The 24,201-nt window shown below is 47.4% G+C and carries 25 protein-coding genes; 18 read left to right on the top strand and 7 right to left on the bottom strand.

The features are described from left to right. The first annotated feature begins 28 nt into the window (after positions 1-28). Both HHX48_RS07450 and HHX48_RS07445 read left to right on the top strand, forming a co-directional pair. Positions 29-1,123, top strand: coding sequence for a methyl-accepting chemotaxis protein (locus HHX48_RS07450; protein ID WP_191023755.1), 1,095 nt, complete (start codon positions 29-31; stop codon positions 1,121-1,123). 309 nt (positions 1,124-1,432) lie between these two features. Continuing rightward, entirely contained in the window at positions 1,433-3,016 is a 1,584-nt protein-coding gene (locus HHX48_RS07445) for a methyl-accepting chemotaxis protein (protein ID WP_191023753.1), read from the top strand. Here the strand turns inward: HHX48_RS07445 and HHX48_RS07440 are convergent. The 3 genes from HHX48_RS07440 to HHX48_RS07430 form a co-directional block, all read right to left on the bottom strand. Then, positions 3,013-4,311 carry an ABC transporter permease gene (locus HHX48_RS07440; protein WP_191023751.1) on the bottom strand — a complete coding sequence of 433 codons (1,299 nt, stop codon included), beginning with the start codon at positions 4,309-4,311 and terminating at the stop codon, positions 3,013-3,015. The two genes, HHX48_RS07445 and HHX48_RS07440, sit on opposite strands and share 4 nt — an antisense overlap. Further along, the gene (locus HHX48_RS07435) at positions 4,308-5,021 is read right to left on the bottom strand and encodes an ATP-binding cassette domain-containing protein (protein ID WP_191023749.1); all 714 of its coding nucleotides are present in this window, start codon (positions 5,019-5,021) and stop codon (positions 4,308-4,310) included. The genes HHX48_RS07440 and HHX48_RS07435 overlap by 4 nt, the downstream gene beginning before the upstream one ends. A gap of 79 nt (positions 5,022-5,100) precedes the next feature. Beyond that, positions 5,101-5,394: a YebG family protein gene (locus tag HHX48_RS07430; protein WP_191023747.1), complete on the bottom strand. Its 294-nt coding sequence runs from the start codon at positions 5,392-5,394 to the stop codon at positions 5,101-5,103. 90 nt (positions 5,395-5,484) lie between these two features. Between HHX48_RS07430 and HHX48_RS07425 the strand changes: the two genes are divergently transcribed. The 4 genes from HHX48_RS07425 to HHX48_RS07410 all read left to right on the top strand — a co-directional run bounded on the left by HHX48_RS07425 (position 5,485) and on the right by HHX48_RS07410 (position 11,906). After that, positions 5,485-5,901, top strand: a complete 417-nt coding sequence (locus HHX48_RS07425; protein ID WP_191023745.1) for a S24 family peptidase — start codon at positions 5,485-5,487, stop codon at positions 5,899-5,901. Then, on the top strand, positions 5,889-7,145 hold the full coding sequence (locus HHX48_RS07420; protein ID WP_191023743.1) for a Y-family DNA polymerase: 1,257 nt from the start codon (positions 5,889-5,891) through the stop codon (positions 7,143-7,145). The genes HHX48_RS07425 and HHX48_RS07420 overlap by 13 nt, the downstream gene beginning before the upstream one ends. A gap of 13 nt (positions 7,146-7,158) precedes the next feature. Continuing rightward, a complete protein-coding gene (locus tag HHX48_RS07415) occupies positions 7,159-7,665 on the top strand; it encodes an HAD family hydrolase (protein WP_191023741.1) in 507 nt (168 codons plus the stop codon). 272 nt (positions 7,666-7,937) lie between these two features. Beyond that, positions 7,938-11,906 (top strand): helix-turn-helix domain-containing protein, encoded by a 3,969-nt coding sequence (locus HHX48_RS07410; protein ID WP_191023739.1) that lies wholly within the window; start codon positions 7,938-7,940, stop codon positions 11,904-11,906. Here the strand turns inward: HHX48_RS07410 and HHX48_RS07405 are convergent. Then, the gene (locus tag HHX48_RS07405) at positions 11,899-12,462 is read right to left on the bottom strand and encodes a hypothetical protein (protein ID WP_191023737.1); all 564 of its coding nucleotides are present in this window, start codon (positions 12,460-12,462) and stop codon (positions 11,899-11,901) included. The genes HHX48_RS07410 and HHX48_RS07405 overlap by 8 nt on opposite strands. A gap of 277 nt (positions 12,463-12,739) precedes the next feature. On the opposite strand from HHX48_RS07405, the gene HHX48_RS07400 reads away from it, so the two are divergent. After that, positions 12,740-13,489 (top strand): CBM9 family sugar-binding protein, encoded by a 750-nt coding sequence (locus tag HHX48_RS07400; protein WP_191023735.1) that lies wholly within the window; start codon positions 12,740-12,742, stop codon positions 13,487-13,489. Between the two features lie 11 nt (positions 13,490-13,500). Here HHX48_RS07400 and HHX48_RS07395 read toward each other — a convergent pair whose 3' ends face one another. From HHX48_RS07395 to HHX48_RS07385, 3 genes are all read right to left on the bottom strand, one after another. Further along, complete coding sequence (locus HHX48_RS07395) at positions 13,501-15,201, bottom strand: potassium/proton antiporter (protein ID WP_191023733.1); 1,701 nt, start codon at positions 15,199-15,201, stop codon at positions 13,501-13,503. A 192-nt stretch (positions 15,202-15,393) separates the two neighbouring features. Further along, entirely contained in the window at positions 15,394-16,152 is a 759-nt protein-coding gene (locus tag HHX48_RS07390) for a PEP-CTERM sorting domain-containing protein (RefSeq protein ID WP_191023731.1), read from the bottom strand. Between the two features lie 177 nt (positions 16,153-16,329). Beyond that, on the bottom strand, positions 16,330-18,546 hold the full coding sequence (locus HHX48_RS07385) for an ATPase, T2SS/T4P/T4SS family (protein WP_397541074.1): 2,217 nt from the start codon (positions 18,544-18,546) through the stop codon (positions 16,330-16,332). A gap of 596 nt (positions 18,547-19,142) precedes the next feature. Here HHX48_RS07385 and rpsJ point away from each other — a divergent pair. The 11 genes from rpsJ to rpsQ are packed head-to-tail and all read left to right on the top strand — an operon-like array spanning position 19,143 to position 24,080. Continuing rightward, the gene (gene rpsJ / locus HHX48_RS07380) at positions 19,143-19,454 is read left to right on the top strand and encodes a 30S ribosomal protein S10 (RefSeq protein ID WP_006012796.1); all 312 of its coding nucleotides are present in this window, start codon (positions 19,143-19,145) and stop codon (positions 19,452-19,454) included. Between the two features lie 18 nt (positions 19,455-19,472). Next, positions 19,473-20,111 carry a 50S ribosomal protein L3 gene (rplC, locus tag HHX48_RS07375; protein ID WP_139757596.1) on the top strand — a complete coding sequence of 213 codons (639 nt, stop codon included), beginning with the start codon at positions 19,473-19,475 and terminating at the stop codon, positions 20,109-20,111. Between the two features lie 18 nt (positions 20,112-20,129). Next, the gene (gene rplD, locus HHX48_RS07370; protein WP_191023727.1) at positions 20,130-20,735 is read left to right on the top strand and encodes a 50S ribosomal protein L4; all 606 of its coding nucleotides are present in this window, start codon (positions 20,130-20,132) and stop codon (positions 20,733-20,735) included. Next, positions 20,732-21,031 carry a 50S ribosomal protein L23 gene (gene rplW / locus HHX48_RS07365; protein WP_139757594.1) on the top strand — a complete coding sequence of 100 codons (300 nt, stop codon included), beginning with the start codon at positions 20,732-20,734 and terminating at the stop codon, positions 21,029-21,031. The genes rplD and rplW overlap by 4 nt, the downstream gene beginning before the upstream one ends. 14 nt (positions 21,032-21,045) lie before the next feature. Beyond that, complete coding sequence (gene rplB / locus HHX48_RS07360) at positions 21,046-21,870, top strand: 50S ribosomal protein L2 (RefSeq protein WP_139757593.1); 825 nt, start codon at positions 21,046-21,048, stop codon at positions 21,868-21,870. Positions 21,871-21,885: 15 nt separating this feature from the next. Next, positions 21,886-22,161, top strand: coding sequence for a 30S ribosomal protein S19 (gene rpsS / locus HHX48_RS07355; protein WP_018982447.1), 276 nt, complete (start codon positions 21,886-21,888; stop codon positions 22,159-22,161). An 11-nt stretch (positions 22,162-22,172) separates the two neighbouring features. Continuing rightward, positions 22,173-22,505, top strand: coding sequence for a 50S ribosomal protein L22 (gene rplV, locus HHX48_RS07350; RefSeq protein ID WP_139757592.1), 333 nt, complete (start codon positions 22,173-22,175; stop codon positions 22,503-22,505). Between the two features lie 9 nt (positions 22,506-22,514). Then, positions 22,515-23,216, top strand: a complete 702-nt coding sequence (rpsC, locus tag HHX48_RS07345) for a 30S ribosomal protein S3 (protein WP_139757591.1) — start codon at positions 22,515-22,517, stop codon at positions 23,214-23,216. Positions 23,217-23,218: 2 nt separating this feature from the next. After that, on the top strand, positions 23,219-23,632 hold the full coding sequence (rplP, locus tag HHX48_RS07340; protein WP_137168350.1) for a 50S ribosomal protein L16: 414 nt from the start codon (positions 23,219-23,221) through the stop codon (positions 23,630-23,632). Beyond that, complete coding sequence (gene rpmC / locus HHX48_RS07335; protein WP_191023725.1) at positions 23,632-23,823, top strand: 50S ribosomal protein L29; 192 nt, start codon at positions 23,632-23,634, stop codon at positions 23,821-23,823. Before rplP ends, rpmC begins: the two co-directional genes overlap by 1 nt. After that, positions 23,823-24,080: a 30S ribosomal protein S17 gene (rpsQ, locus tag HHX48_RS07330; RefSeq protein ID WP_191023723.1), complete on the top strand. Its 258-nt coding sequence runs from the start codon at positions 23,823-23,825 to the stop codon at positions 24,078-24,080. Before rpmC ends, rpsQ begins: the two co-directional genes overlap by 1 nt. Positions 24,081-24,201: the final 121 nt, after the last annotated feature.

Raw genomic sequence — 24,201 nt, 5'->3', positions numbered from 1 at the left:
CTGGCATTTTTTTACTTAAGAGGCGGTTATGCTCGTCTTCCGATCTTCCCTTGACGAAAAACAACAGGAAATTGCGCGCCTGGATAAAGAAAAAACAGCGCTGCAGGACAAAATTTATCAGCTTGAAACGGCGCTTGATGAGGAGCGTAGTCGAAACAGTGTATTGCAGAATCAGGTTGAAGCGGGAACGGCAGATGTACTGACGCAGTCGCTGGTTGAGTCCTTGAATCAGGTGGCCAGTATTCGTGAAACGGTGGCCCATTCTTATGAGTTAATAAGCAACGAAAGCAGTAATCTGAGTAATATTGATAACCTGTTTACCTCCAGCTCGGCATCGCTACAGAGTATTGGCCAGGCAATGGAAGCATTAAACGCGCGTATGGGGCAGATGAGTGAGCGTATTGCCGGTTTGTCAGATACCGCCGACAACATCAATAAATTTGTTAGCACAATCACCAGTATTTCTGATCAGACCAACCTGCTGGCACTTAACGCAGCGATTGAAGCGGCCAGAGCTGGTGATGCAGGTCGTGGCTTTAGCGTAGTTGCTGATGAAGTGCGTGCGCTGGCGAACGAAACGAATAAGTCGGCCAGTGAAGTGGCAGAGCTGGTAAAAGGAATTATCCAGTCAACCAAAGCGGCGGTGGGTGCGGTGTCGGAACTGCAGGAAAATAACACGCATCTGACGTCCGGCGTTAATGACCTGAGTCAGGATTATGATCAGATGGTTTCGCATTGCTCAAGCATGAAGGAAACTATCACGCTGGCTTCGCACCAGACGTTTATACAGACCGTAAAGCTGGACCACGTGGCCTGGAAGAGTGAAGTGTACGCTATGATGAATGGTGGCAGTCACAAGCGTATTGAGGAGCTCGTTGACCACCGTTCATGCCGCTTGGGGCAATGGTATCAGCAGCAGGCCGGAAGCGCCCTGGCGCAGACCGATGTTTTTGCTCGATTAGAAGCGCCTCACGCCAAAGTGCATCGCGCTGGTACAGAAGCGGTTTCGGCGTTCCATAATAACCATAAAGATCAGGCATACCGCCTGTTACAGGAAATGGAAAAAGCCAGCCAGGAAACCATGATGCTTCTGGACCGTCTTGCCAACGAAGCCACGCGTTAATTTACATCAGGTGTCGCGGGCGTTACCAGTACGCCCGCTTCCTTCACTTCTGCCTGTGCCATTTACTTTTCTCGAATACTTTAAAAATATCAATTATTACCTATACTTGCGTGATTAGACTTTTGGACTATACGTATAGGCGGGGCGCATAACGTATTTTAAAAAATACTTTAGCTGTTACCTCAGAAGCCGATAATTATCTACAGGACACCTGACTCACATGGTCAGGTACAATTTTCCTTAGATTATCGTTTCCGCCTATCAGTGAAATAAAACACGATTCAAGGGAATGCCGGAGTTCACCTTTTTATGCGCAACAATCAGCCTGTTACCAATAGAGAATATAAATTTCCGTCGGATTATCGCCTGATTTCGTCTACCGACAGACGCGGTGTAATAACACACTGCAATCAGCAATTTATTGAAGTGAGCGGTTTTGACGAAAAGGAGCTGATTGGTAAAAACCATAACCTGGTTCGGCATCCTGATATGCCGCCGGCGGTTTTCAAACAAATGTGGGAAACGCTCGAATCAGGCAACATCTGGCTGGGGCTGGTCAAAAACAGACGTAAGTCCGGCGATCACTACTGGGTATCTGCGTTCGTTACCCCGGTTTACGAAAAGGGCAATATTGTCGGGTATGAGTCTGTGCGTGTGCCGGCTCTGCCTGAAGAGATTCAGCGTGCTGAAAATACTTATCTGCGGCTGCGCCAGGGTAAGTCTGCGGTAAGTGCGATGCGAAGTGGGCGTGACTGGATATCTGCTAGTTTGCCGGTTGTCATTCCCGGCCTTGCAACGACAGCTGTTTGCGCCGCCACTGGCGGTGTTGTGCCTGCAGTGGCAGCCGCCGCCGGATTTGCAGTGGCCGGCATATGGAGTCGCATCAGTCAGCGCCGTGACTGGGAAGGTTTGATAGCACTTAGCCCTGAAAGCTTTAGTGATGAAGTGGTAGCACAAACCTATTTTAACGATACCGGCATAAAGGCCCGCGCCAAGCTTGTGTTGGGTTGCGAACTGGCTCGTTCCCGAACAGCCCTGACTCGTATCGAAGATGCTGCCAACGGCCTTGGGAAAATTGCTGAGCTTACCCATGGACAGGCGGTGAGTGCCAGTAGTGTGGTTAGTCAGCAAAATCAGGCCACACAGCAAATCGCGTCGGCTGTCACGCAGATGTCACAGGCAATCAATGAAGTTGCTGAACGGGTTGAGATGAACGCCAGTAGTGCCCGTACCGCGTCAAAAAATGTCGAAGACGGTAATCGCAAAGCTGATATGGCATTGGAGTCTATCCGCGAACTGAAAGAGGCGGTGCAATCTATATCCACAACCGTGCAGGAACTGGCGCAGTCTACGTCTGATATCGGCGAGGCGGCTAGTATTATCTCAACGATTGCTGAGCAAACCAATCTGCTGGCATTGAACGCCGCTATTGAGGCTGCCCGGGCGGGTGAGCAAGGTCGCGGATTTGCCGTGGTGGCAGATGAGGTACGTTCGCTGGCATCGAAAACCCGTGAGTCAACGGACAAAATTCACAATATTATTCAGATTCTGGCAGAGCGCTCAGAGCGTGCTGTGAAAGTGTCTGATGCAGGGCTTGAAGCAGCCACCCGCGGTACTGATACAGTGGAAGAAACACGCGCGACATTATCTGAAATCAATCAGGCCGTGAGTGTAATTGCCGATCAGACAATTGAGATGTCTTCGGCGGTTGAAGAGCAGAGTAGTGTCGCGGAGCATATTAATCAGCAAATTGTTGAGATTGCAGATGGTGCTAAAGAGACCGAAAAGGCATCGGAGTCATCCCTTCATTCGAGCCAGGAGCTGCGCAACATGGTTACGCAGGTAAACTCTGTTATCACTCGCTTTTCTACAACCGGCAGAGTCGGCGATTAACGCTGACTGAGCCCGGCATGCAGTGCCTGCCTGTAGGCAGCCAGCGCAGGCACAAAGCTACATAGCCACGTAGCAATTAAGACGCTGCCTATGATCACGGCACTATTTCCCGTGAGCAGGGTACCGCTGATAAATAAGCCGAACTTCTCGCTAAGTACAGAGGCCAGCGACACAAATAACACTGAGTCGATACCAAGGGCGGCGATACACCCCACCAGCGCCACAAGTAATGCTTCCGTCTGTATTAGCCATAGAATTGCCAGGGGCCCCGCGCCCATTGCGCGCAACACTGCTATTTCATGACGCCGTTCCCGCATGGTAGCCAGCAACATGGTGATTAAACCGATAAGCGAGGCCGCCAGAATCAGCACTGAGATGCCAAGAAGCAGCTTTTCTACACCGCCCATTAATTGCCACAATTGCGACAATGCCATCCCGGGCAAAATTGCCAGTACCGGCTCGTCATTTTTCTGGTTGAGCTGATACTGCAGTTGAAGTGCAGCTGCCCGGCTGGTCAGGCCCACAAAGATGGCTGTAACCTGCTCAGGCTCGTGCTGGTGGGCACCCTGATTCGTGTCGGCACCAGCGCGAGAGGAAGGCGGGCCATCCTGATCTGCCGGCTTACGGATCCGCATTGAGCGAACAGATGAGCCCGAGGATGCTTTTTCATGCATGGCTTCTACACCATGCAATGTAACGTGCACGGCTTTATCGATAGGTGTACCGGTTGCTGCGAGTATCCCCGTTATAGTGAACGGGTGCTGTTCATGCTGTTTGAAGCTGACGTTTCCCAGACCATGGGAAATCACCAGTTCGTCGCCAACCGTGTAACCCAGAGACTTTGCCACTTCACTACCAATTACCGCCGACATGTCGCCAGTAAATGTTGACCCTGATGAGAGCTCAAGTGACTGCTGATTGCCGTACTGATAATGGGTGAAGTACCGGTTGTCTGTCCCCACTACCCGGAACCCTTTGTGGCTATCGCCTAACGAAACAGGAATGACCCAGTCTACCAGCGCGTGATCATCAAGTTTTTCTACCTGCTCCCAACTGATGCCGTTGGTTGCGTTGCCAATACGAAATACTGAGTAAAGCAGCAGGTTGAGATTACCGGTGGGCGCACCAACGATTAAATCAACGCCGGAAACGGTACGGGTGAAACTTTGCTTTATCTGACCGCGAATAAATTCAACGCCCAGCAAAAGGCTTACGCTGATAATGATGGATATAAGCGTTAATAGTACGGAGGTGCGTCGGTTTTTGAGACTGGCCAGCGCTATCTTTGCAATCATACCTGCCCCTCGTTTGCCTGGTTAAGCGACGCCATATCGATTTGGGTATCGAAATATTGGGCCAGACTCTTATCGTGACTGACAAAAATGACCGCACTGTCTGAGGTTGCTTCAATCAGCAATTGCATAAATTTATCGCGGGCGTCGGCATCAAGCGCCGACGTCGGCTCATCAACTATCACCAGATGGGGCGCATTGATTAGCGCCCGGGCGATTGCCACCCGTTGCTGCTGTCCGACGCTGAGCGTATCTGCTCGCTGTTGAAGTACCGATGAAGGTAATTGTAATTTTTCCAGTAATTGTCTGGCCCGCGCCTCAATATCCAGAGATGTGTTTTTTGCAAAATAGGCTGCAGCGGTGAGATTTTCCAACACAGTCAGGTAATCAATAAGATTGAATTGTTGGAACACAACGCCAATATGCTGCGCCCGAAACGCATCTTTTTGTCGTGCCGAAAGCGCACCAAAATCCGTGTTGAACAGCGTAATTGATCCTGAGTCTGGCTGTAGTGTACCGGTCAGTAAGTTGAGTAACGTACTTTTGCCAGAACCTGACGCACCAGAAACAAATACATGCTCACACTTAGGTAGCTGCCATTTTTTGACAGAAATAACGGGGGGCGCGGACTTGCTGTATGAGTACACCAGGTTCTTGATGTCTACAGCCAGTTCCGCCACTGATGATGCGTGTAAATTGGATTGATGCGACATTGGTTTCTAGGTCATGCTCCGGATGGCGTTGTTATAACAACTCTGACCCGATAAAAAAAGTCGCCGCTGTTATTGTCTGTTAATTCTCATTGCCCGCTTTAAGCTTTACCACTTCTGCGCTGCTGTCTTCCAGTACGCTATCTAAAGAAGTGCCTTTAAGCAGCTTATTCACCTTGTCTTTGTTTTTCGCCAGCAAAATGGAGAGCTCTTCCATCTGTGTATCTTCCATTTTCACACCCATGGCAGCCATGAAGCCAGCAAGGTTATCTGCAGTATCCAGCATTTTATCGTATTGATCTGCGGCTTTTTTGTCCGTGGTCACAAGCTTCTCAACCTCTTTGTGTGTTACGACATATTGTACGGTAATCGCCATGATTCACTCCGATTTGTAATTTGACTTTAACGAGACAACTGCAAATACTGTATATATAAACAGTATAAATTGCAACCAGAGATATGCAGTATGTTAAAAGTAATTCCTGTTTTCGCGCAGGCGGGTATCAGCGGCTTTCAGTCTCCTGCTGCAGAATACCGGCAGCTAACGCTGGATTTAGATGAGCTGTTGATGGAGCACCCCACCGCGACATTTATTGGTCAGGCAAAAGGCGATTCAATGACCGGGGTGGGTATCTTTGACGGGGATCTCCTTATTGTCGATCGCGCGGCCACGGCCTCTTCATTGGATGTCGTGGTGGCAAATTTAAATGGCAGCTTTGTGTGCAAGCTATTTGATCGCAAAGCAAGCCTGTTGCTATCGCCCGGTAGCAATCAGCAGGGCCATCAGCTACGCGAAGGGGATATTTTCGAAGAAGAGGGGATCGTGATTCGCTCGGTCAGACTGCATCGCTATGCCAGACAATTAGCACAATGTTTGCGCTAGTTGATGTAAATAGCTTTTACGCGTCCGCAGAAAAGATTTTCGACCCCTCTATTCGCCAGCGACCAGTGGTTGTGCTGACCAATAATGATGGATGTATCTGTGCGTTATGCGATCAGGCGAAGCTGCTGGGTGTTAAGAAGTTCGGGCCGTATTACAAAGTGCAGGATATGTTGCGCGACCAGGGTGCGGTAATTCGCTCATCGAACTACGAGCTGTACGACGACCTTTCGAACAAAATGATGGAGGTGCTCGGACGATTTGCGCCTCGCCAGCATGTATACAGTATTGATGAATGCTTTTTGGATTTCGGACAATGGGTACCCAAAGAGGGCTGGGCCGATTATGCGTTGATGATCAGAGAAACCGTAGCCCGCGAACTCCGATTGCCAGTGAGTGTGGGTATCAGCCTTACGCCGACTCTGGCAAAGGTGGCGAGTTTTGTGGCGAAAAAGCGCAAGGTTAAGAAAGGAACGGCCGTACTGATTAGTGATGAGATCCGGCGACGTTTATTAGCGCAAATGCAGGTCGGTGATATTTGGGGAGTGGGTAAACGTATTGCGTCACGACTAACGGCTATGAATGTCGACTCTGCATTGGCGCTGGCAGACGCGTGCCCCAAAGCTATGCGCAAGCAGTTTTCTGTGGAGATTGAACGTACTGTACGTGAGCTTAACGGCACATTTTGTTTTGACTGGGAAACGCTGCCAACAGAGAAAAAGCAGACGTTTTCTACCCGCGCATTTGGCTCACCGGTTACGGACTTCACGTCTTTGCGACAGTCGCTCGCCTGGCACGCAGAGCGTGTTGCTGAAAAAGTGAGGCGACAACAAAGTGCAATTCAGGTACTTACGGTATTTGCGCATGCCAATCCATTTGCCAGCAGCGGGCATTATCACCGGTCCGTTCAACATACATTCGCATTTCCGGTAAACGATGTAAGCAGCCTGGTTAGAGTGGTGTCCAAAGCCGCGACGGAGATTTACAAGCCAGGGGTGAAATTTCACAAAAGCGGCGTTGGTGCGCTCGCACTTTGCCCGGCCAGACAAACCCAACCTGACCTTTTTGATGAGTCCAAATCTAAACCAGAATTAATGCAGTGCATGGACCTGATCAATCAAAGATATGGTAAGAATACATTAGGCATAGCAGCAAAAGGTGTAAACGTGCAGTGGTCCATGAAGCGCAACTTCCTGTCGCCTCAGTTTACGACAAACTGGCAGGACATCCCTAAAATTACGTGTTGAGCAGGTAAGGTTAATGATCGATTTTTCTGATATTGACGGTGTTATTTTTGATTTGGACGGTACGCTGGTTGAGTCGGATCTGAATTTTCATAACATCAGAGAGAAACTTGGGTGTCCGAAAGAGGTGGATATTCTGACATTTGTAGAAGATATTCAGGATGATACGCAAAAGGAAGCCGCTGCGGCGTTTATTGTGGAACAGGAACTAGCCGATGCCCATGGCGCACGTTGGCTGACGAAAGGTAAGGCATTGGTGGAAGACTCTCAGGCGCAGGGTGTACCCATGGCGATTGTTACCCGCAACAGCCGAAGTGCAACAGCAATAAAGATTGAGACCAACCAGATACCCATAACAACAGTGATTACCCGTGAAGATGCACCGGCCAAACCTGATCCCACCGCGTTACTCAAAATTGCAGCAAACTGGGGGCTACATCCCAGCCGCTGCTTATATGTGGGAGACTTTGATTATGACCGCATCGCGGCAGAGCGCGCCGGGATGCAGTTTTTGTTAGTTTGAAGGTCCTTTGGGATTGCCTATTGGTGGAATTCTGGGGATTACAGATCCCCCAGTGAAATGAGTCACACTGTAAAGCGTATCGAATGGCTTGCCACCACTCACTACTTTTAGCTCTTTATCAGTTAAAGCTTTCAACTTTTGACTAATGTCCTTATTCATCTTTATTCCCTATATTTAACCTAATTATCTGTAATAACCTCCGGATTGGAAGCTGGAGTAGTGTAGAAGAATTTGAAATCTTCGCTTGCACTTTAAGGACATGGACGTAATCAATGCGCTATTTATCTTCGTTTGTCCCGATTTTTATAGGGCTTTTGCTCTGTCTGAAAACATCAGCTTCAGAGCTTTCTCCCTTAGATATCTCAAAGTCTTTCGCCGGTAATAAAACCGGCCTGATACTTTCTGTTCATGTCTCAGTTTCAGGTGTCTGGCTGGGAACCGAAAATGGTCTTTTTGGTTTGATGGGCCAGAAGGTAATTCAAATTTCAAAAACGAGCAGTGCAGGTCTGCTTCAGAGTAATTACATAACAGATGTTAAAGAATTAGCCGACGGTAGACTGATTTTCGTGGCATACGGTGATGGAGTTTACACGCTCATACCTGGCAATTCAGAACCCAAAAAAATTAGTTACATAGATGAGGGCGTGCACGAGAATGCCTGGAGGCTAAAAGTCGCACAGGATGAACTCTACGTTAACAGCGGCGTTGATATTGCTGTTTTTAATCTCACTCTTAGTAAGCAAACGATGACTCTTTCAAATGTGCTGAAAGGTACCAACCGGAATATCATCTCATTCGATGTTATTCCGGACGCTTCACTCTGGTGGATTGAAGAGCGCAACGGCGTCTTTGCTTTTAACAATACAGATAATGGGATCACCTCTTATTCAATTGAGGAGTTTCTTCCAGAGGCAACCACAGTCACAGCTTTGCTCGTTGAGAAAGATAGCCTCTATATTGGTTCAGATATAGGACTTCATCGTATTAATTTATCTAACAACGAAGTTGTTCATATAGTTGAAAGGCCGGCGTCATCACGTTTCATTAAAAAAGAACCCTTTTTTGAAATTAAGCGTTCACCTGACGGAAAGCTCTGGGCCTCAGCTGAAAAAATATACATTGTTGATGAGCAAGAATATACGCTTGAAACACCTCTGAACCTCTATCCATCATTGCATAAATCTGTAATTAACATTGTTTGGCGCTTCGATTTTGATAAATACGGCAACTTTTACGGTGCAGACACCCAGCGAGGGCTTTTTGTCGTGCCAAAAAGCACGGAAAAGCTGCAGGTGCTGAATCATATGGGGGTTATAGAAACATCTTCTATAAGTGATCTGATTTTCAATAGTAAATCGGCATTCTGGTATATAACGCCAGGTCATCTTAGCCGATATAGCGAATCAAGCGGCGAGTCCTCTCGAATTTCTCTACCAACAAATGCAGAAAGTTGGTTTTTATCTATACAGGGTGAAAGTGTCACTATTGTAAATAAGAAAGGCGAAACCTTTAGGATAGAAAAAGACCTGGAAAGCTTTTCTTCTAAAGGGAATATTTTGGAAGCGAACAGTATTTCAGGAACAATTGTAGATACGGCAATTAGTTCTGCAGGAAGTTTTCTAACGATAAACTCCAAGCGTGGGGTAAATTTATATAGACTGGTTGAAAGTAAACTTATTCCCGTTCCTTTGTCTAATGCCGTAGGTCTGCTTTCACATCATAATCCTGATGGAGCAATTTATGCAGGGGTGGTTGGCGAAGGTGGCTTTCAACTATCAGCTAATAATGATGATATTCGGATAAAAAAAGTTTTCGAAAAACTTGGGTGGGGAACGGACTGCTTACATATCCAAAACGATGAAAAGCTTTGGGCATGCTCAACGGGTGAAGGCGCTGTTCTGCACCCGGAAGAACATGGGGAAAACGTGCGACGTGTTCTTGATGGAAAGGTCATCAGAGGAATAGGGAGCATTTCGGATAATGAAATTCTGGTCGCAACGAATACAGGTTTGTATTATGTCAACACGGACAGTAATCAAAACATCGCACTGGACAGGAGTTTCGGAATCACTGATAGTGACTTTGAGTATGATGCTATCCGCTCTTCAAAATCATTGTCAGTTGTTCAAGGCGACCGCTTTGCCTACGTAATTAATCACGCGTCACTGAAGTTAAATATCAACAACTATCTCGAGAGAGAAAGCTCTATTCATGTTTATGAAGCAGTCTCGTATAGCAATGAAAAGCTCAGCCGACGTGAACATCTCGCTGACCTCAACCTAAATAAGCCAGAGAAAGACTTAATTGTCTTAGATGCCGAATATAATAACTTAGCACTGAAGTTAGCAATAACTGATTATTTAGACTATGAAGAAAAGATAATTAGCTACCGGGTTAAAGGATTAAACGAAAGCTGGAGCCTGGTAAATCAGCAGAAAGGGATATTTCTAGAAAATATCCAGCCAGGCTCATATATATTGCAAATTCGCGGCGAGCCTGAAGCTAGTGAAAAAGAAACAGTTGAACGCTCAATAACCATCATTGTCGCGCCGCCTTGGTGGCTCACGCCTTACGCATATGCCGTTTACTCGCTGCTGAGTCTGCTGATAATTGTTTATGCAATAGTGACCATAAGAGCCCGGGTGGCAGCCTACAAAGAAGCTCTTGCTGGCAAAGTAAATGAGCAAAAGCAGGCACTCGAGCAAAACCAAAGCTACATTCGCACTATTTTAAAAAGAAAGCACCGTGCTCTGCTTAATGTTGCTAAAGAAATTCAGACCCCGCTAACGCTGATACTCGGTCCCTTACAACTTGTACAGGATAATCCTGACGATGCCGACAATCCTCGCCGAATCAGCGTTATTGCCCGCAACGCAAGGCGCCTTCATTTGCTGATTAATCAAATCGCGGAGATTGAGCGATTGGAGTCAGCCAGCTCATTGCCTAGGCAGTCTTATTCAATTAAAGAGCACCTTCCCGCACTTTTGGCCAATCTTGAATCTGAGTTTCAACGCAAAGATGTGAAAATGAACACACGTTTGCGTGCCACCGGGTTTATTTCGTTGATCCCCGGGTCACTGGAAAAAATAGTTTATAACCTTGTCAGAAACGCCGTCGCGGCAAGCCCGCATGGTGGAGAAGTTTCTATTGAAACACGATGTGAAGCATTGCAGCTTATTATTCACGTTAAAGATTCGGGCGAGGCGTTAAGTGAGTCTGACGCGGCTGATATCTTTGAACGTTTTGCCCAAAGTGACGCAGAGACTGACAACCGGTGGTTACCGGGCCTGGCTATTGTGAAAGAAGCCAGTTTGGCTAATTCAGGGTGGATAGGCGTGGATAGCAAACCGGGCCGAGGCAATTGCCTGTCGGTTTATCTTCCCCTCATAAATTTATCTGAAGATATGCCTGAAACACCACCCATGGTGGTAAATATTGTCCCGAGGATCCCCCGCATCGATGACGAACGCCCCATTGTACTGATTGTTGAGGATAATCCGGACATGAGGCAGTACCTCAAAGATACATTGCGCGAATTATATAATTGCATAGAAGCGGCAGATGGAAATCAGGCGTTAAAAACGATGCGGGTGATTGTGCCGGATTTGGTGATCAGTGATCGCTACATGTCCCAATGCGATGGTTTTGCCTTACGTCAGGCGATGAACCAAGAGACGACGCTAAAAGATATTCCTTTTATTCTCATCAACGATGTACAGGATAGTGAGGTGATGGAGCAGTGCGTAGCACTGAATATAGATAGTATGCTGGAGAAACCGGTAGAGGCCGCGACGCTACGCTATACCGCCTATCAATTGCTATCACTACTGTCGCGCAGTAAAAAAGAGGTAATCGGAACTACCGAGCCTTCGCCTTTTGAAGTGCCGGAATTTGCGAATGCTAAAGAGCAGGCATTTTATACCGGGTTCATGCATGTATTATCCAGACACTTTCATGACGAAGCTTTCGGTAAAACTGAAGCCGCAAATTTGATGGCTGTGAGTGAGCGACAGTTATCGCGAAAGCTACAGGCCTTATTTGCAATGAATTTTAGTGAGATTCTGAAACTGTATCGGATATACAGAGCTAAAAAGCTACTCGATGAGGGAATGCAGGTAACGCACGTTGCTTACGAGGTCGGTTTTAGCACCCTTTCTTACTTTAGCCGAAGCTTTAAGATTCAGTGCAATGAGACACCTAGCCAATATCAGGAAAGAGCAGCAAGCTCAGCCCTTAGCTAATCTCATCAATGAGGTTACCGCACCTTTCCGTTTCGGGCTGAAAATGGCGTAAGCGCTCAGCTTCATGTTCGACTTCATTTTGAAGCACCTTTTGAACATATGTCAGACGTTCAAAAAGGACGCGGGATGTTGCACTCACAAATCCATCAGGGTTATTCATAATAAGTAACTGCAGCAGTAATGCTTTCTGGCGAAGCTGGTCAATAACGCCGTGAACCTGATGACCGGTTGACGCTCCGGCATACAAGCCTTTAGCGGGTGAACGTTTTGCTTCTGTGGCTGCCTGTCTATATTGCTTTTGGGGAATGGTGCAAGCTTCAGACGTATGAAGAACCTGTGGCGAATCATATTTGCGTCGACGACGAGAGCTCAGCAATGCATCATGATAAGCGCGGGCATTTTGATGACTGTGCTCTCTCTGGCTCTCAGCATCACTACCAAACGCTGTAGATGTATCACATCGTTGGGGCCGGGGAATGCTATTCGTCGAGAAATAGGTGTCGCGCTGCGCCTGAATCAGGGATGTGGCATAAGTTGGTAGTTGATTTAACGTCATTAGCATTATCTGGCTGAATGAACAGCGCGGCCTGTTTAAGTCTGAACAATCTCGGCGTATGCGGAACATCATTCTTACCCGCCTAATCCCTAATGCATTGAAAGTGCCAAAATATTGACGCGTGATTTTAGATGGTTATCCTTATGATTTTTATGATAAATATTATTTTTCATGGGATCGTCTGATCACTTAGATGCCAAGACTGTGTAAAATACTGACACTTAATGACAACACCAGGTGAAAAATTTGCCTGATGAACTGCCTCGAAGGAGCAGCTATGAAACGTCTGATTTCACTTATTTTTCTGTCTTTGGTTGCGCAAACAGTAAATGCTGATACTGCGCCGCAACCGGTTTTTCGGGCGACATCGCCGCTTACCATTGATGGCAAGGCAGATGAGTCTGAATGGAACTCTGCTCAGTGGTATGCCCTTGATAAGCATATTTTGGGTGAAAAACCGACTGAAAAGGATTTCTCAGGACGGTATAAATTATTGTGGGATGAGGACTTTCTTTATCTGCTTGCTGAAATAACAGACGATGTTCTAATCGACTCGCATCCGGATCCAAAAGTCGCTTATTGGGATGATGACTGTCTGGAAATCTTTATCGATGAGGATGCATCGGGCGGTAACCACCTGCACAGCTTCAACGCCTTTGCTTACCATATCGCACTGGATGGCAATGTGGCTGATTTCGGTAATGAAAACAACGACAATGGCGTGATTCTGCTCAATGAACATATTAACAGTCGCTGGACGCGTCAAACGGAGGCACCCTACAAAATAACGTGGGAAGTCGCTGTTCGTCTGTATCCCGACACGTTTAATACGGCCTCACCAGGTGAACCAGTAAGCCTTGATGCAGAAAAAGTCATTGGCTTTATGCTGGCTTATTGTGACAACGATGGTAGCGAGGAACGTGAACACTTCATCGGTTCACATGACATCGAGCCGGTTAATGGTGATAAAAACCGGGGCTATATTGATGCATCAGTATTTGGCAAACTCGTTTTAAAAAATAGATAGGCGTTACTTTCTCAATCGGGGGCATACCGTACAACGGTTACTGTACTGCCCTCATGAGCGCTAACGGACAATGACGTGCCGGCCTGTTCGACGAGCGCGCCGGATGCTATCACTTTTAGTTTACGCGTCAGGTAATCGGCGGCGGTTTCAGCTTTATCTGTTGAAAAAGGGGCATCAAAAAATCGCGCCAGAGCGCTCAGCGAGGTCTCACCTTTAAAGCACGCAGAACCCTGTATTCGATCTTTTACCATCTCATCTTTAGCCGCAAAAAGCGCATCAAGATAACTCCGCAACTGTGGCTCCAAAGTGATAAAAAGATGATCTCCTGCCTGCATTACTGTATTTTTCTCAGGCGGTAAAACTTCACTATTTCGTACTATCATTGCGATATTCACGCCTATGGGAAGCGGCAAAGCCGCAAGGGTAAAGTCGCAAACGCGGGAGCGCTCGCTAAGTACGATTTCCACGATATCAGCATTGACGCCACCCAATGACGGCACCTCTAACTTTTTAACCGGACTGGCTGGTGGTGCCTGCGTAAGTTTTAGTTTTTTTGCCGCCCATGGCAGGGTTGAGCCTTGCACCGTTGCGGATAACAGGACTACGAAAAAAACCACATTGAACACCAGGCCCGCTTCTTCAATTCCAAATAACAGCGGAAAAATGGCCAGTATGATGGGCACCGATCCACGCAGACCGACCCAGGAAACCAGTGAGATTTCCCGCCGGTTAAAACCGGTCAGTGCCAGTAAAGGCGCAACCGCCAGTGGACGGGCCACGAAGACCAGAATGATGGCTATGACCAGCCCTTCTGCCCAGACCTCGAGCAGTAATGGTGGATTAACCAAGAGTCCAAGCATAACGAACATAGCTATCTGACTGAGCCATGCTAACCCGTCCATAAACAGAAAAGTGGCTTGCTGAAACACAAAGCGGCTGTTGCCTATGATGACTCCGGCGATAAAGGTAGAAAGGAAACCACTGCCGCCCAGTGACGCTGAGATACCGAATGCAAGCGCTCCGCATACTGCGACCAGAACAGGGTAAAGTCCGGCAGCAATCAGCTGAATGCGGTTGATCATTTTAATCGCCACCCAACCAATGAAAAGGCCGGTAACAGCGCCGATACCCATTTGTTTGGCAAAAAGTAGCGCCAGGTCGGCGCCAAGCTTCATCTGATTGGTAATTAATTGTAATAAGCCAACGACCAGAAAGATGGCCATTGGATCGTTTGAGGCGCTTTCTATTTCGAGCGTCGATTTTAAGCGGGGCTTAATATGAATGCCCGCGCTGCGTAAGATAGAAAATACAGCAGCCGCATCAGTAGAACCGACAATGGCACCAAGCAGTAAACCGACCAGTGGTGGTATACCCAAAATGTAGGAGGCAGCTATCCCGGTGATCCCGGCTGTAACAGCGACACCGACGGTCGATAACAAAGAAGCCGGCTTCCAGGCCAGTTTAATGGCGGATAACGATGTCTGTAGTCCGCCGTCAAACAAGATTACTGCGAGGGCTAATGTGCCCAGTGCGTGCGCGGTTTGCGCATCATCAAACTGAATACCCCCAATGCCTGCCTCACCAGCCAGCATGCCAACCAGCAGGAAGATAACCAGCATAGGCAGGCCCAGACGCGGAGAAAGTTTGCTTGAGAGAATGCCGGCGAACAGAAGTAAAGCGGCAATGAGAATTTCAAAATCTACAGCGAACATGAGGCTACTCTGACTTAGTCCGATTTTATGATACGTAAAAACAGCAAACAGGCGCAGTTTTGTCGTTATACAGCCGATAAGGAGAGATGTGCGGTAATAAAAATTGGTGTCGAGTGCGCTAAACCAATAAAAAAGTCGCCGATATGGCGACTTCATCAATATACGTGGAAAACAGTAAAACTGCCTTCTGTATCATTTTCTGCGACGCAGAAAAACACCTGCCAATCCAAGTCCCATCAGACCGGCTGTCAGCGGGGCTGAAACATTTGCCGGTGGTGCGACTACATTTTCAGTAATACCTGCATACAGCACATAAGGCTGGCTAAAGTTATAAAAGCCAAATGAGCCGTTGGAGAACGTGCCACTTATATCAAGCTCAAGTACGTCATTGACATAAACCTGCACCTGATCAGCATTGAAGATTAAGTCGAAGCTGTATGCCGTGTTGTCTTCCCAGCCAGTTGAGCCAAGATTAGCACCGCGCTGAAGCTCAGTTACCGCCCCATCGTGACGCCAGGCATTTTCGACACTTAATGCACCATTAACCTGTGAGATTGAAAGGCCGGCATTTGCATCGCCTGAGAAACTCAGTTCCGGACGGTTATAAAAGCTCTGGTCCGCCTGTTTCCAGTCGATAAGCAAATAACTCGCTTCAGAATCAGTCAGGTCGCCGGCATTGTAGCCAAGCACAAAACCGATAAAGTCGTCATCAGCATCCTGTTCTACACTAATAGTGCCTGACAGTTGCATTCCCTGACTATCCATTCCATTGAAAAATACAGTGGGATCACTATTCGCCGATTGTAATACCGTGCTGTTGTCGCCCTGCGTTGTCCATGTGCCTTCACCTTCGGAAGACCACCCGCTTAAGTCAATCATTGCTGCTGAAGAAGAGAATGAGACGGTCGCAGCGAAACCTAACGATAATGCTAGTAAAGAACGAGATTTCATATAAAGAATGTTCCAGGTTTATTCCTACAACATAGCTGGAATGATTTTAAAGGAATAAACGAGAAGCAATTATTGCTCCCAATTGAAACAAATCAATGAAATCATCAGGATGTAAACGGCGAGCCTGCACGCTTGAGGCGAAAGTGTTAAAAAAACTGACGATCGTGTCAGTAAATTTTACTCGGCGCCGCTGATAATTTGCACCTGTGCAATGTCTGTGTCGCCCTTCAGTGCTTTTAAAAGTGCATCCTGAACCAGTGTTCGCATACCATCATCCATAGCCTGCGATTTCATTTCAGCCACGCTACCTTCTTTATAAATTAACGAGCGTAGTTCAGGGGTCATGCCCAGAAGCTCATGGACGCCTGTCCGTCCACGATATCCGGTACCACCACATTCATCACATCCAGTACCTTTATATAGTGTGACCGCATCATCCATCTTCAACTCATCAATATAGTCATCGCCATACTGACGACGGATAAAAGCTATATCATCCTCAGATGCTTGATAGCTTTCTTTACAATTACCGCATAAGGTCCGTATCAGACGCTGGGCCAGAATACCCACACAGGCGTCAGAAAAGTTAACCGGATCCAGACCCAGGTCCAGCAATCGGGTGATAGTTTCAGGTGCCGAGTTGGTATGCAGGGTAGATAAGACAAGGTGACCTGTCAGGGATGCTTCAATACCCGCATGAGCGGTTTCTTTATCACGCATTTCACCAATAAGAATGATATCAGGGTCCGCCCGTAAAAATGCACGCAGGGCGTTGGCAAACGTAAAGCCAATTTTAGGACTAACCTGAACTTGCTGCAGACCTGACTGTGTGATCTCCACGGGGTCCTCAGCGGTCCATATCTTTTTGTCCGGTGTATTCAGGTAACCAAGTACAGCGTGAAGCGTTGTAGTTTTACCTGAACCGGTCGGGCCCACCACCAACAAAATACCATGGGGCTTTTTAATCATCGTTTGCAGACGCGTCATATTCGACGGCGCCAGATTCATCTTATCGATAGGCATTGCGCCGCCAGAAGCGAGAATACGCATCACCACACCTTCGCCTGCGACCGTAGGAATCGTCGCAACACGGACTTCGACTGGCTGACCGCTCATACCGAAGGTTAACTTACCATCCTGAGGAACCCGTTTTTCGGCGATATTCAGGTTGGCCATAATTTTTATCCGGGCGATAACCGCACTATGGTGACCCTTGGGGATCTGGTTCATGTCTCGGCAGACACCGTCTATCCGCATACGTACCCGTGTCGGGCCCGATTTTTCCGGATCAATGTGGATATCAGACGCGTTCAGTCGTTTGGCATCCTGCAGAATACGACTGACCAGACGAACTACCGCAGGTGCGTCATCAGAAAGCTCATCGGTATGTTCATCAACTTCTTCCGAAGAGCCACCAATTTCATCAAGTATTTCACTCATCTCACCTGGCGTGGCACCACCGCTGCCCTCACCCAGATACTGAAGAATCTGGTTTGGCAAACCAACGGCGATATCGTAAACATCGATACCCATAGCGCTCTCAATTTCCATTAAAAGCGCTGCGTTATTGGGTTCGGCCATCAGTACAATCGGGTTATCGTGAACATCAGCGATGACCGCGACAAAGTTACGCTTCAGATAAGAAAGGTTTAGTTTGCTGTCATTTTGATAAAGGTGGTATTTGTCCGGCAGATAGGCCAGATATGGCACCTGATAATGCACGGATAACGAGTTGCCAATTTGCGCTTCCTGTACACGGTGCTCTGTCATGAGTCGTTGTACAACCTGGCGATGATCTTTTGATGAACTTATAAGTTCTTTAAGTACTTTTTCCTCAATCAGACCCTGGTGCAATATTGAGTCAAACGCATTGGCTGTGCCGCCCAGTTCAAAGCGAAACTTCTGACCCAGAATATCGGTCACCTGACGTGCCATATCTAAATCTGTGTCATTGAACGAGCCGGTTTTCTTATTAATGATTTGCATCACACCAAGCAATACACCAGCATTCAGAATGGGCACGCATAAGATGTTCTGGGTTTTAAATGCACTGGATTTATCGAACTTATCAGCAAACCGAAGGCGCGGGTGGACGCGTGAAAGTTCATCCTTGTCATAGGGGTCACTAATGAGCACGGGAAGCTGAGAAAGTGCGACATAGCCAGCAATAGACAGCGGGCTGATAGGTACTTTAATTTCGGTTGTTTCTTTTCCCGTTTTAAACCGTGCGACCAGGTCCTGATGCTGACGACGACGCTGAAAGATACTCATGCGGGATGCATCGAACAAAGACAGAAGGATTTTCTCCAGTTCTGAGTAGGCACCCATCAGCGTTGAATGCTTGCTAAGGGTCGTTCGTATTTCATCCAGCCTGTGCTGGTCACTGTTCATCATCATCGTAAATCTGCTACTGCGCCGAAACCTATGCTAAATGTATCGTATTACACGTTATCATGACGGGACACCGGTCACTAAAATTCAAAGATTTCTAAGTGTAATCTTCACCTTATACTTATCCAGTACCATCAGCAATCATAATGTCGATTCAATTAAGCCGGTTAAGTTATGCAATATGCCTGAACAGGTATAGCGTCACAATCTTAACGAGCATCGACCGAGCGTTTTTAAAATCCATGGTAAATCGTTACTATAAAATACTTGCCGCGCGCAGCAAACTGTCAGCCAGGCCAGACAACAGGCATTCTGTTCACTTTTTCTGCGAATAAGCCTTGCAAATTAGCGCAACCTCTATATAATGCGCGCCTCTGCCCAAGTTAGGGCAAAAAGTTTTAGCCGCAACCACACTGCTTTTAGGGTGGATGCCAACGTAACGGATACGGTCCATATTGGATTTGAACCTGTTGCCGGCGTGCTAGAAAAAGAACAGGGTTCCGATTTGGAACCACCGGTTTACGCACATCCTTTCTTTCCATTCAAAATAGGGAAGAGAAAGGGTGAATTTTTTTGTTCTTTCGATTGGAGCTTAATCGATGCCAAATCAAAGAATTCGTATTCGTTTGAAAGCGTTTGATCACAAGTTGATCGATCAGTCTACGGCTGAAATCGTTGAAACGGCGAAACGTACTGGTGCTCAGGTCAGCGGTCCAATTCCTCTGCCTACTCGCAAAGAACGCTATACGGTGTTGACATCTCCTCACGTGAATAAAGACGCACGTGATCAATATGAGATTCGTACTCACAAGCGTTTGGTAGACATCATTGAGCCAACTGATAAAACAGTTGACGCGCTGATGCGTTTGGACTTGGCTGCCGGCGTTGATGTTCAAATCAGCCTGGGCTAACAAGAGAGGGTTATAACAATGGCGATTGGTCTAGTCGGTCGTAAAGTGGGTATGACTCGCATCTTCACTGAAGATGGCACATCTATCCCTGTGACTGTTATCGAAGCGACCCCGAACCGTGTTACTCAGTTACGCACTGAAGATACTGACGGTTATCGCGCTCTTCAGGTTACTGCTGGAACCAAGAAAGCGAACCGCATCAACAAAGCTGAAGCAGGTCAGTTTGCTAAAGCAGGTGTTGACGCTGGTCGTGGTCTGTGGGAATTCCGCCTTGAAGACAACGAAGGTGACGATATTGAAGTAGGCAGTGAAATCACTGTTGAAATCTTTAACGACACTAAAAAAATTGATGTGACTGGCACTTCAAAAGGTAAAGGTTTCGCGGGTGCAATTAAGCGTTGGAACTTCAGTTCTCAGCGTATGACCCACGGTAACTCTTTGTCACACCGTGCACCTGGTTCAATTGGTCAAAACCAATCACCAGGTAAAGTATTCAAAGGCAAGAAAATGGCGGGTCAACTTGGTAATAAACAAGTTACTACGCAGTCTTTGGAAGTTGTACGTGTTGACCTGGAAAACAACCTTATCCTGGTTAAAGGTGCCGTACCTGGCGCGACAGGCGGCGATGTAATCGTTAAGCCTGCGATTAAAGCGTAACGTCTGGGGAGTGAACTGATGGAATTAACATTGAAAGACGCGAATAGCGCTCTTGAAGTATCCGAAGCGACCTTTGGACGTGAATTCAACGAAGCTCTGGTACACCAGGTCGTTGTAGCTTACGGTGCAGGTGCTCGTCAGGGTACAAAAGCGCAAAAGACTCGCGCAGAAGTACGTGGTGGCGGTAAGAAGCCATGGCGTCAAAAAGGTACTGGCCGTGCACGTGCTGGTACAATCCGCAGCCCAATCTGGGTTGGCGGTGGTCGTGCATTCGCAGCTAAGCCTCGCGATCACGAGCAAAAAGTTAACAAGAAGATGTACCGTGGTGCGATCAAAAGCATCCTGTCTGAACTGATTCGCCAAGACCGTTTGGTTGTGGTTGAAAAATTCGGTGTTGACGCACCTAAGACTAAAGATCTTGTTGGTAAACTTAACGATCTGGAATTGAACGACGTTCTTATCGTGACTTCAGAAGTAGAAGAGAATCTGTTTCTTGCAGCACGTAACCTGTACAAGGTTGACGTTCGTGACGTAGCTGGTATCGACCCTGTAAGCCTGATTGCATTTGAAAAAGTGCTAATCACTGCCGACGCAGTTAAACAGCTTGAGGAGGCGTTAGCATGAATGAAGAACGTCTACTGAAGGTGCTTAAAGCACCTCACGTTTCAGAGAAGTCAACGCTGGCTGCTGAAACGGGCAACACTGTTGTATTTAAAGTAGCGAAAGACGCAACTAAAGCTGAAGTTAAAGCAGCCGTTGAAAAGCTGTTTGAAGTTGAAGTTGAAGGTGTTCGCACTGTGAACGTTAAAGGTAAGACTAAGCGTCACGGTATGTCTTTCGGCAAACGCAGCGACTGGAAAAAAGCGTACGTATCGCTTAAAGAAGGTCAGGACATCGACTTTGTCGGTGGCGCTGAGTAAGAAGGGGATTAGAAATGCCATTAATGAAAGCTAAGCCAACTTCTGCCGGTCGTCGTCACGTTGTTAAAGTAGTTAACCACGACCTGCACAAGGGTGCACCTTATGCGCCTTTGCTGGAAAAAAACAGCAAAAATGGCGGTCGTAATAACAACGGTCGTATCACTGTACGTCACGTTGGTGGTGGTCATAAGCATCACTATCGCGTAATTGATTTTAAACGTAACAAAGATGGTATTCCTGCCACGATTGAGCGTTTAGAATACGATCCTAACCGTTCTGCTAACATTGCACTTGTACTGTATGCAGACGGTGAGCGTCGTTACATGCTGGCACCTAAAGGTTTGAAAGCTGGCGACCAGGTTCAATCTGGTACGCAGTCGCCTATCAAAGCGGGTAATGCTATGCCTATGCGTAACATCCCGGTAGGTTCCGTTGTACACGCTATCGAAATGAAGCCTGGCAAAGGTGCACAGATTGCACGTTCTGCTGGCGCTTACGCTCAGATCCTGGCACGTGAAGGTAACTACGTTACTTTACGTCTGCGTTCTGGCGAAATGCGTAAAGTATTGTCTGATTGCCGCGCCACTATCGGTGAAGTTGGTAATGCAGAGCATATGCTACGTTCACTGGGTAAAGCAGGTGCAACCCGCTGGCGCGGTATTCGTCCTACAGTTCGTGGTGTTGCCATGAACCCGGTAGACCACCCACACGGTGGTGGTGAAGGACGTACTTCCGGTGGCCGTCACCCAGTATCACCTTGGGGTACTCCTACTAAAGGTAAGAAGACCCGAAGCAACAAGCGTACTGATAAGCTTATCGTACGTCGTCGTAACAAGTAAAAGCGAGGATTCACCATGCCACGTTCTCTCAAGAAAGGTCCTTTTATTGACCTTCACTTGCTGAAGAAGGTAGAGGCTGCAGTGGAAAAGAACGAACGTAAACCAATTAAGACTTGGTCTCGTCGTTCCATGATCATCCCAGATATGATTGGGTTGACCATTGCGGTCCATAACGGTCGCCAACATGTACCTGTCATTATTAGTGACGAAATGGTCGGCCACAAGTTGGGCGAATTCGCGCCAACGCGTACTTACCGCGGTCATATCGCGGATAAGAAAAGCAAACGTTAAGGGGTAGGAAGATGGAAGCATTAGCTAAACACCGTTTTGCCCGCACGTCGGCTCAAAAAGCACGCTTGGTTGCGGATCAGGTTCGCGGAATGCACGTAGAAAAAGCACTTGAGCTTTTAACGTACAGCTCTAAGAAGAGCGCAGGACTGGTTAAGAAAGTACTTGAATCTGCTATTGCCAATGCAGAGCACAATGAAGGTGCTGATATTGACGAGCTGCGTATCGCTAAGATCTTCGTTGACGAAGGTCCAACAATGAAGCGTATCAAGCCACGTGCGAAAGGACGTGCAGACCGTATCTTTAAGCGTAGCAGTCACATCACTGTGGTTGTAGCGGATAACTAGGAGTAGATAATGGGACAGAAGGTACATCCTACAGGTATACGCCTGGGTATCAGCAAACCATGGACTTCTACCTGGTACGCTAATACATCAGACTATGCGGATAATCTGTACAACGATCATCAGGTACGTCAGTATCTGACTAAAAAATTGAAAAACGCTTCTCTTTCTAAAATTGTTATCGAGCGTCCTGCTAAGAGCATCCGTGTGACTATTCACACTGCTCGTCCAGGTGTTGTTATCGGTAAGAAAGGTGAAGACGTAGAAAAGCTGCGTAACCATGTATCTAAGCTGGCCGGTGTGCCTGCTCAGATTAACATTGCTGAAGTACGCAAGCCGGAGCTGGATGGTCAGTTAGTTGCTGATAGCATCTCTAGCCAGCTTGAGCGCCGTGTTATGTTCCGTCGTGCGATGAAGCGCGCGGTACAAAACGCAATGCGTCTTGGTGCTAAAGGTATCAAAGTAGAAGTGAGTGGCCGTCTGGGCGGTGCAGAGATTGCACGTACAGAATGGTACCGCGAAGGTCGCGTTCCTCTGCACACTTTCCGTGCGGATATCGATTACGCGACATCTGAAGCGTCTACTACTTACGGTATCATCGGCGTTAAAGTATGGATCTTCAAAGGTGAGGTTCTGGGCGGACTGCCTACAAACCAGGAGCAGCCACCTGCTCAGCCTAAGAAGAAAGGCCGCAGCGCTAAGCGAGAGGGCTAATCATGTTACAACCTAAGCGTACGAAATTTCGTAAACAGCATAAAGGTCGTAACCGTGGTCTTGCTGTTGCAGGTAGCAAAGTAAGCTTCGGTACATATGGCCTGAAAGCAACTGGCCGTGGTCGTATGACTGCGCGTCAAATCGAAGCAGCGCGTCGTGCTATGACTCGTCACGTTAAGCGTCAAGGTAAAATCTGGATTCGGGTTTTCCCTGACAAGCCAATTACTGAGAAGCCTCTTGAGGTTCGTCAAGGTAAAGGTAAAGGTAACGTTGAGTACTGGGTATGCCAAATTCAACCTGGCCGTGTTCTGTATGAGATGGAAGGGGTTCCTGAAGCTCTGGCACGTGAGGCGTTTGAACTGGCAGCGGCAAAACTGCCATTTAAAACAACCTTTGTAACTCGGACGGTGATGTAATGAAAGCGACTGAACTGAAAGACAAAAGCGTAGAAGAGCTGAATGCAGAGTTATTGAACCTGCTACGCGAACAGTTCAACCTGCGCATGCAACACACAACGGGTCAGCTTGAAAAATCTGACCAGTTGAAAAAAGTGCGTCGTAACATCGCGCGTGTTAAAACCATTCTGACTCAAAAGGCTGATGCGTAATGACTGAGCAAAATACTCGTACAGTTCAAGGTCGTGTGGTTAGCAACAAGATGGATAAAACTATCACTGTTATGGTAGAACGTTTTGTTAAGCATCCTATCTATGGGAAGTTCATCAGACGTTCAACTAAGTTGCACGCTCACGACGAAAGCAACACTGCCAATCAGGGCGATATCGTGACTATTCGCGAATGCCGTCCTCTGTCTAAGAACAAAACTTGGACTTTGGTAGCCGTTGTAGAAAAAGCAGGCGTTTAATTACTCCGCTTTTCACACTTTAAAAAAGCCGCTCCTGGAGCGGCTTAATTAGATGGTCCGCCTCACCTCTGAGCTTCTACGCTTAGAGTTAGGCAAACAAAGAGGCGAACCATCATGTCTT

The sequence above is a fragment of the Salinimonas profundi genome (assembly GCF_014750655.1).
GTDB classification, from domain to species: Bacteria; Pseudomonadota; Gammaproteobacteria; order Enterobacterales; family Alteromonadaceae; genus Alteromonas; species Alteromonas profundi_A.
The sequence above is the reverse complement of the archived record's forward strand: the minus strand, read 5'-3'. Positions and strand labels throughout refer to the sequence as shown.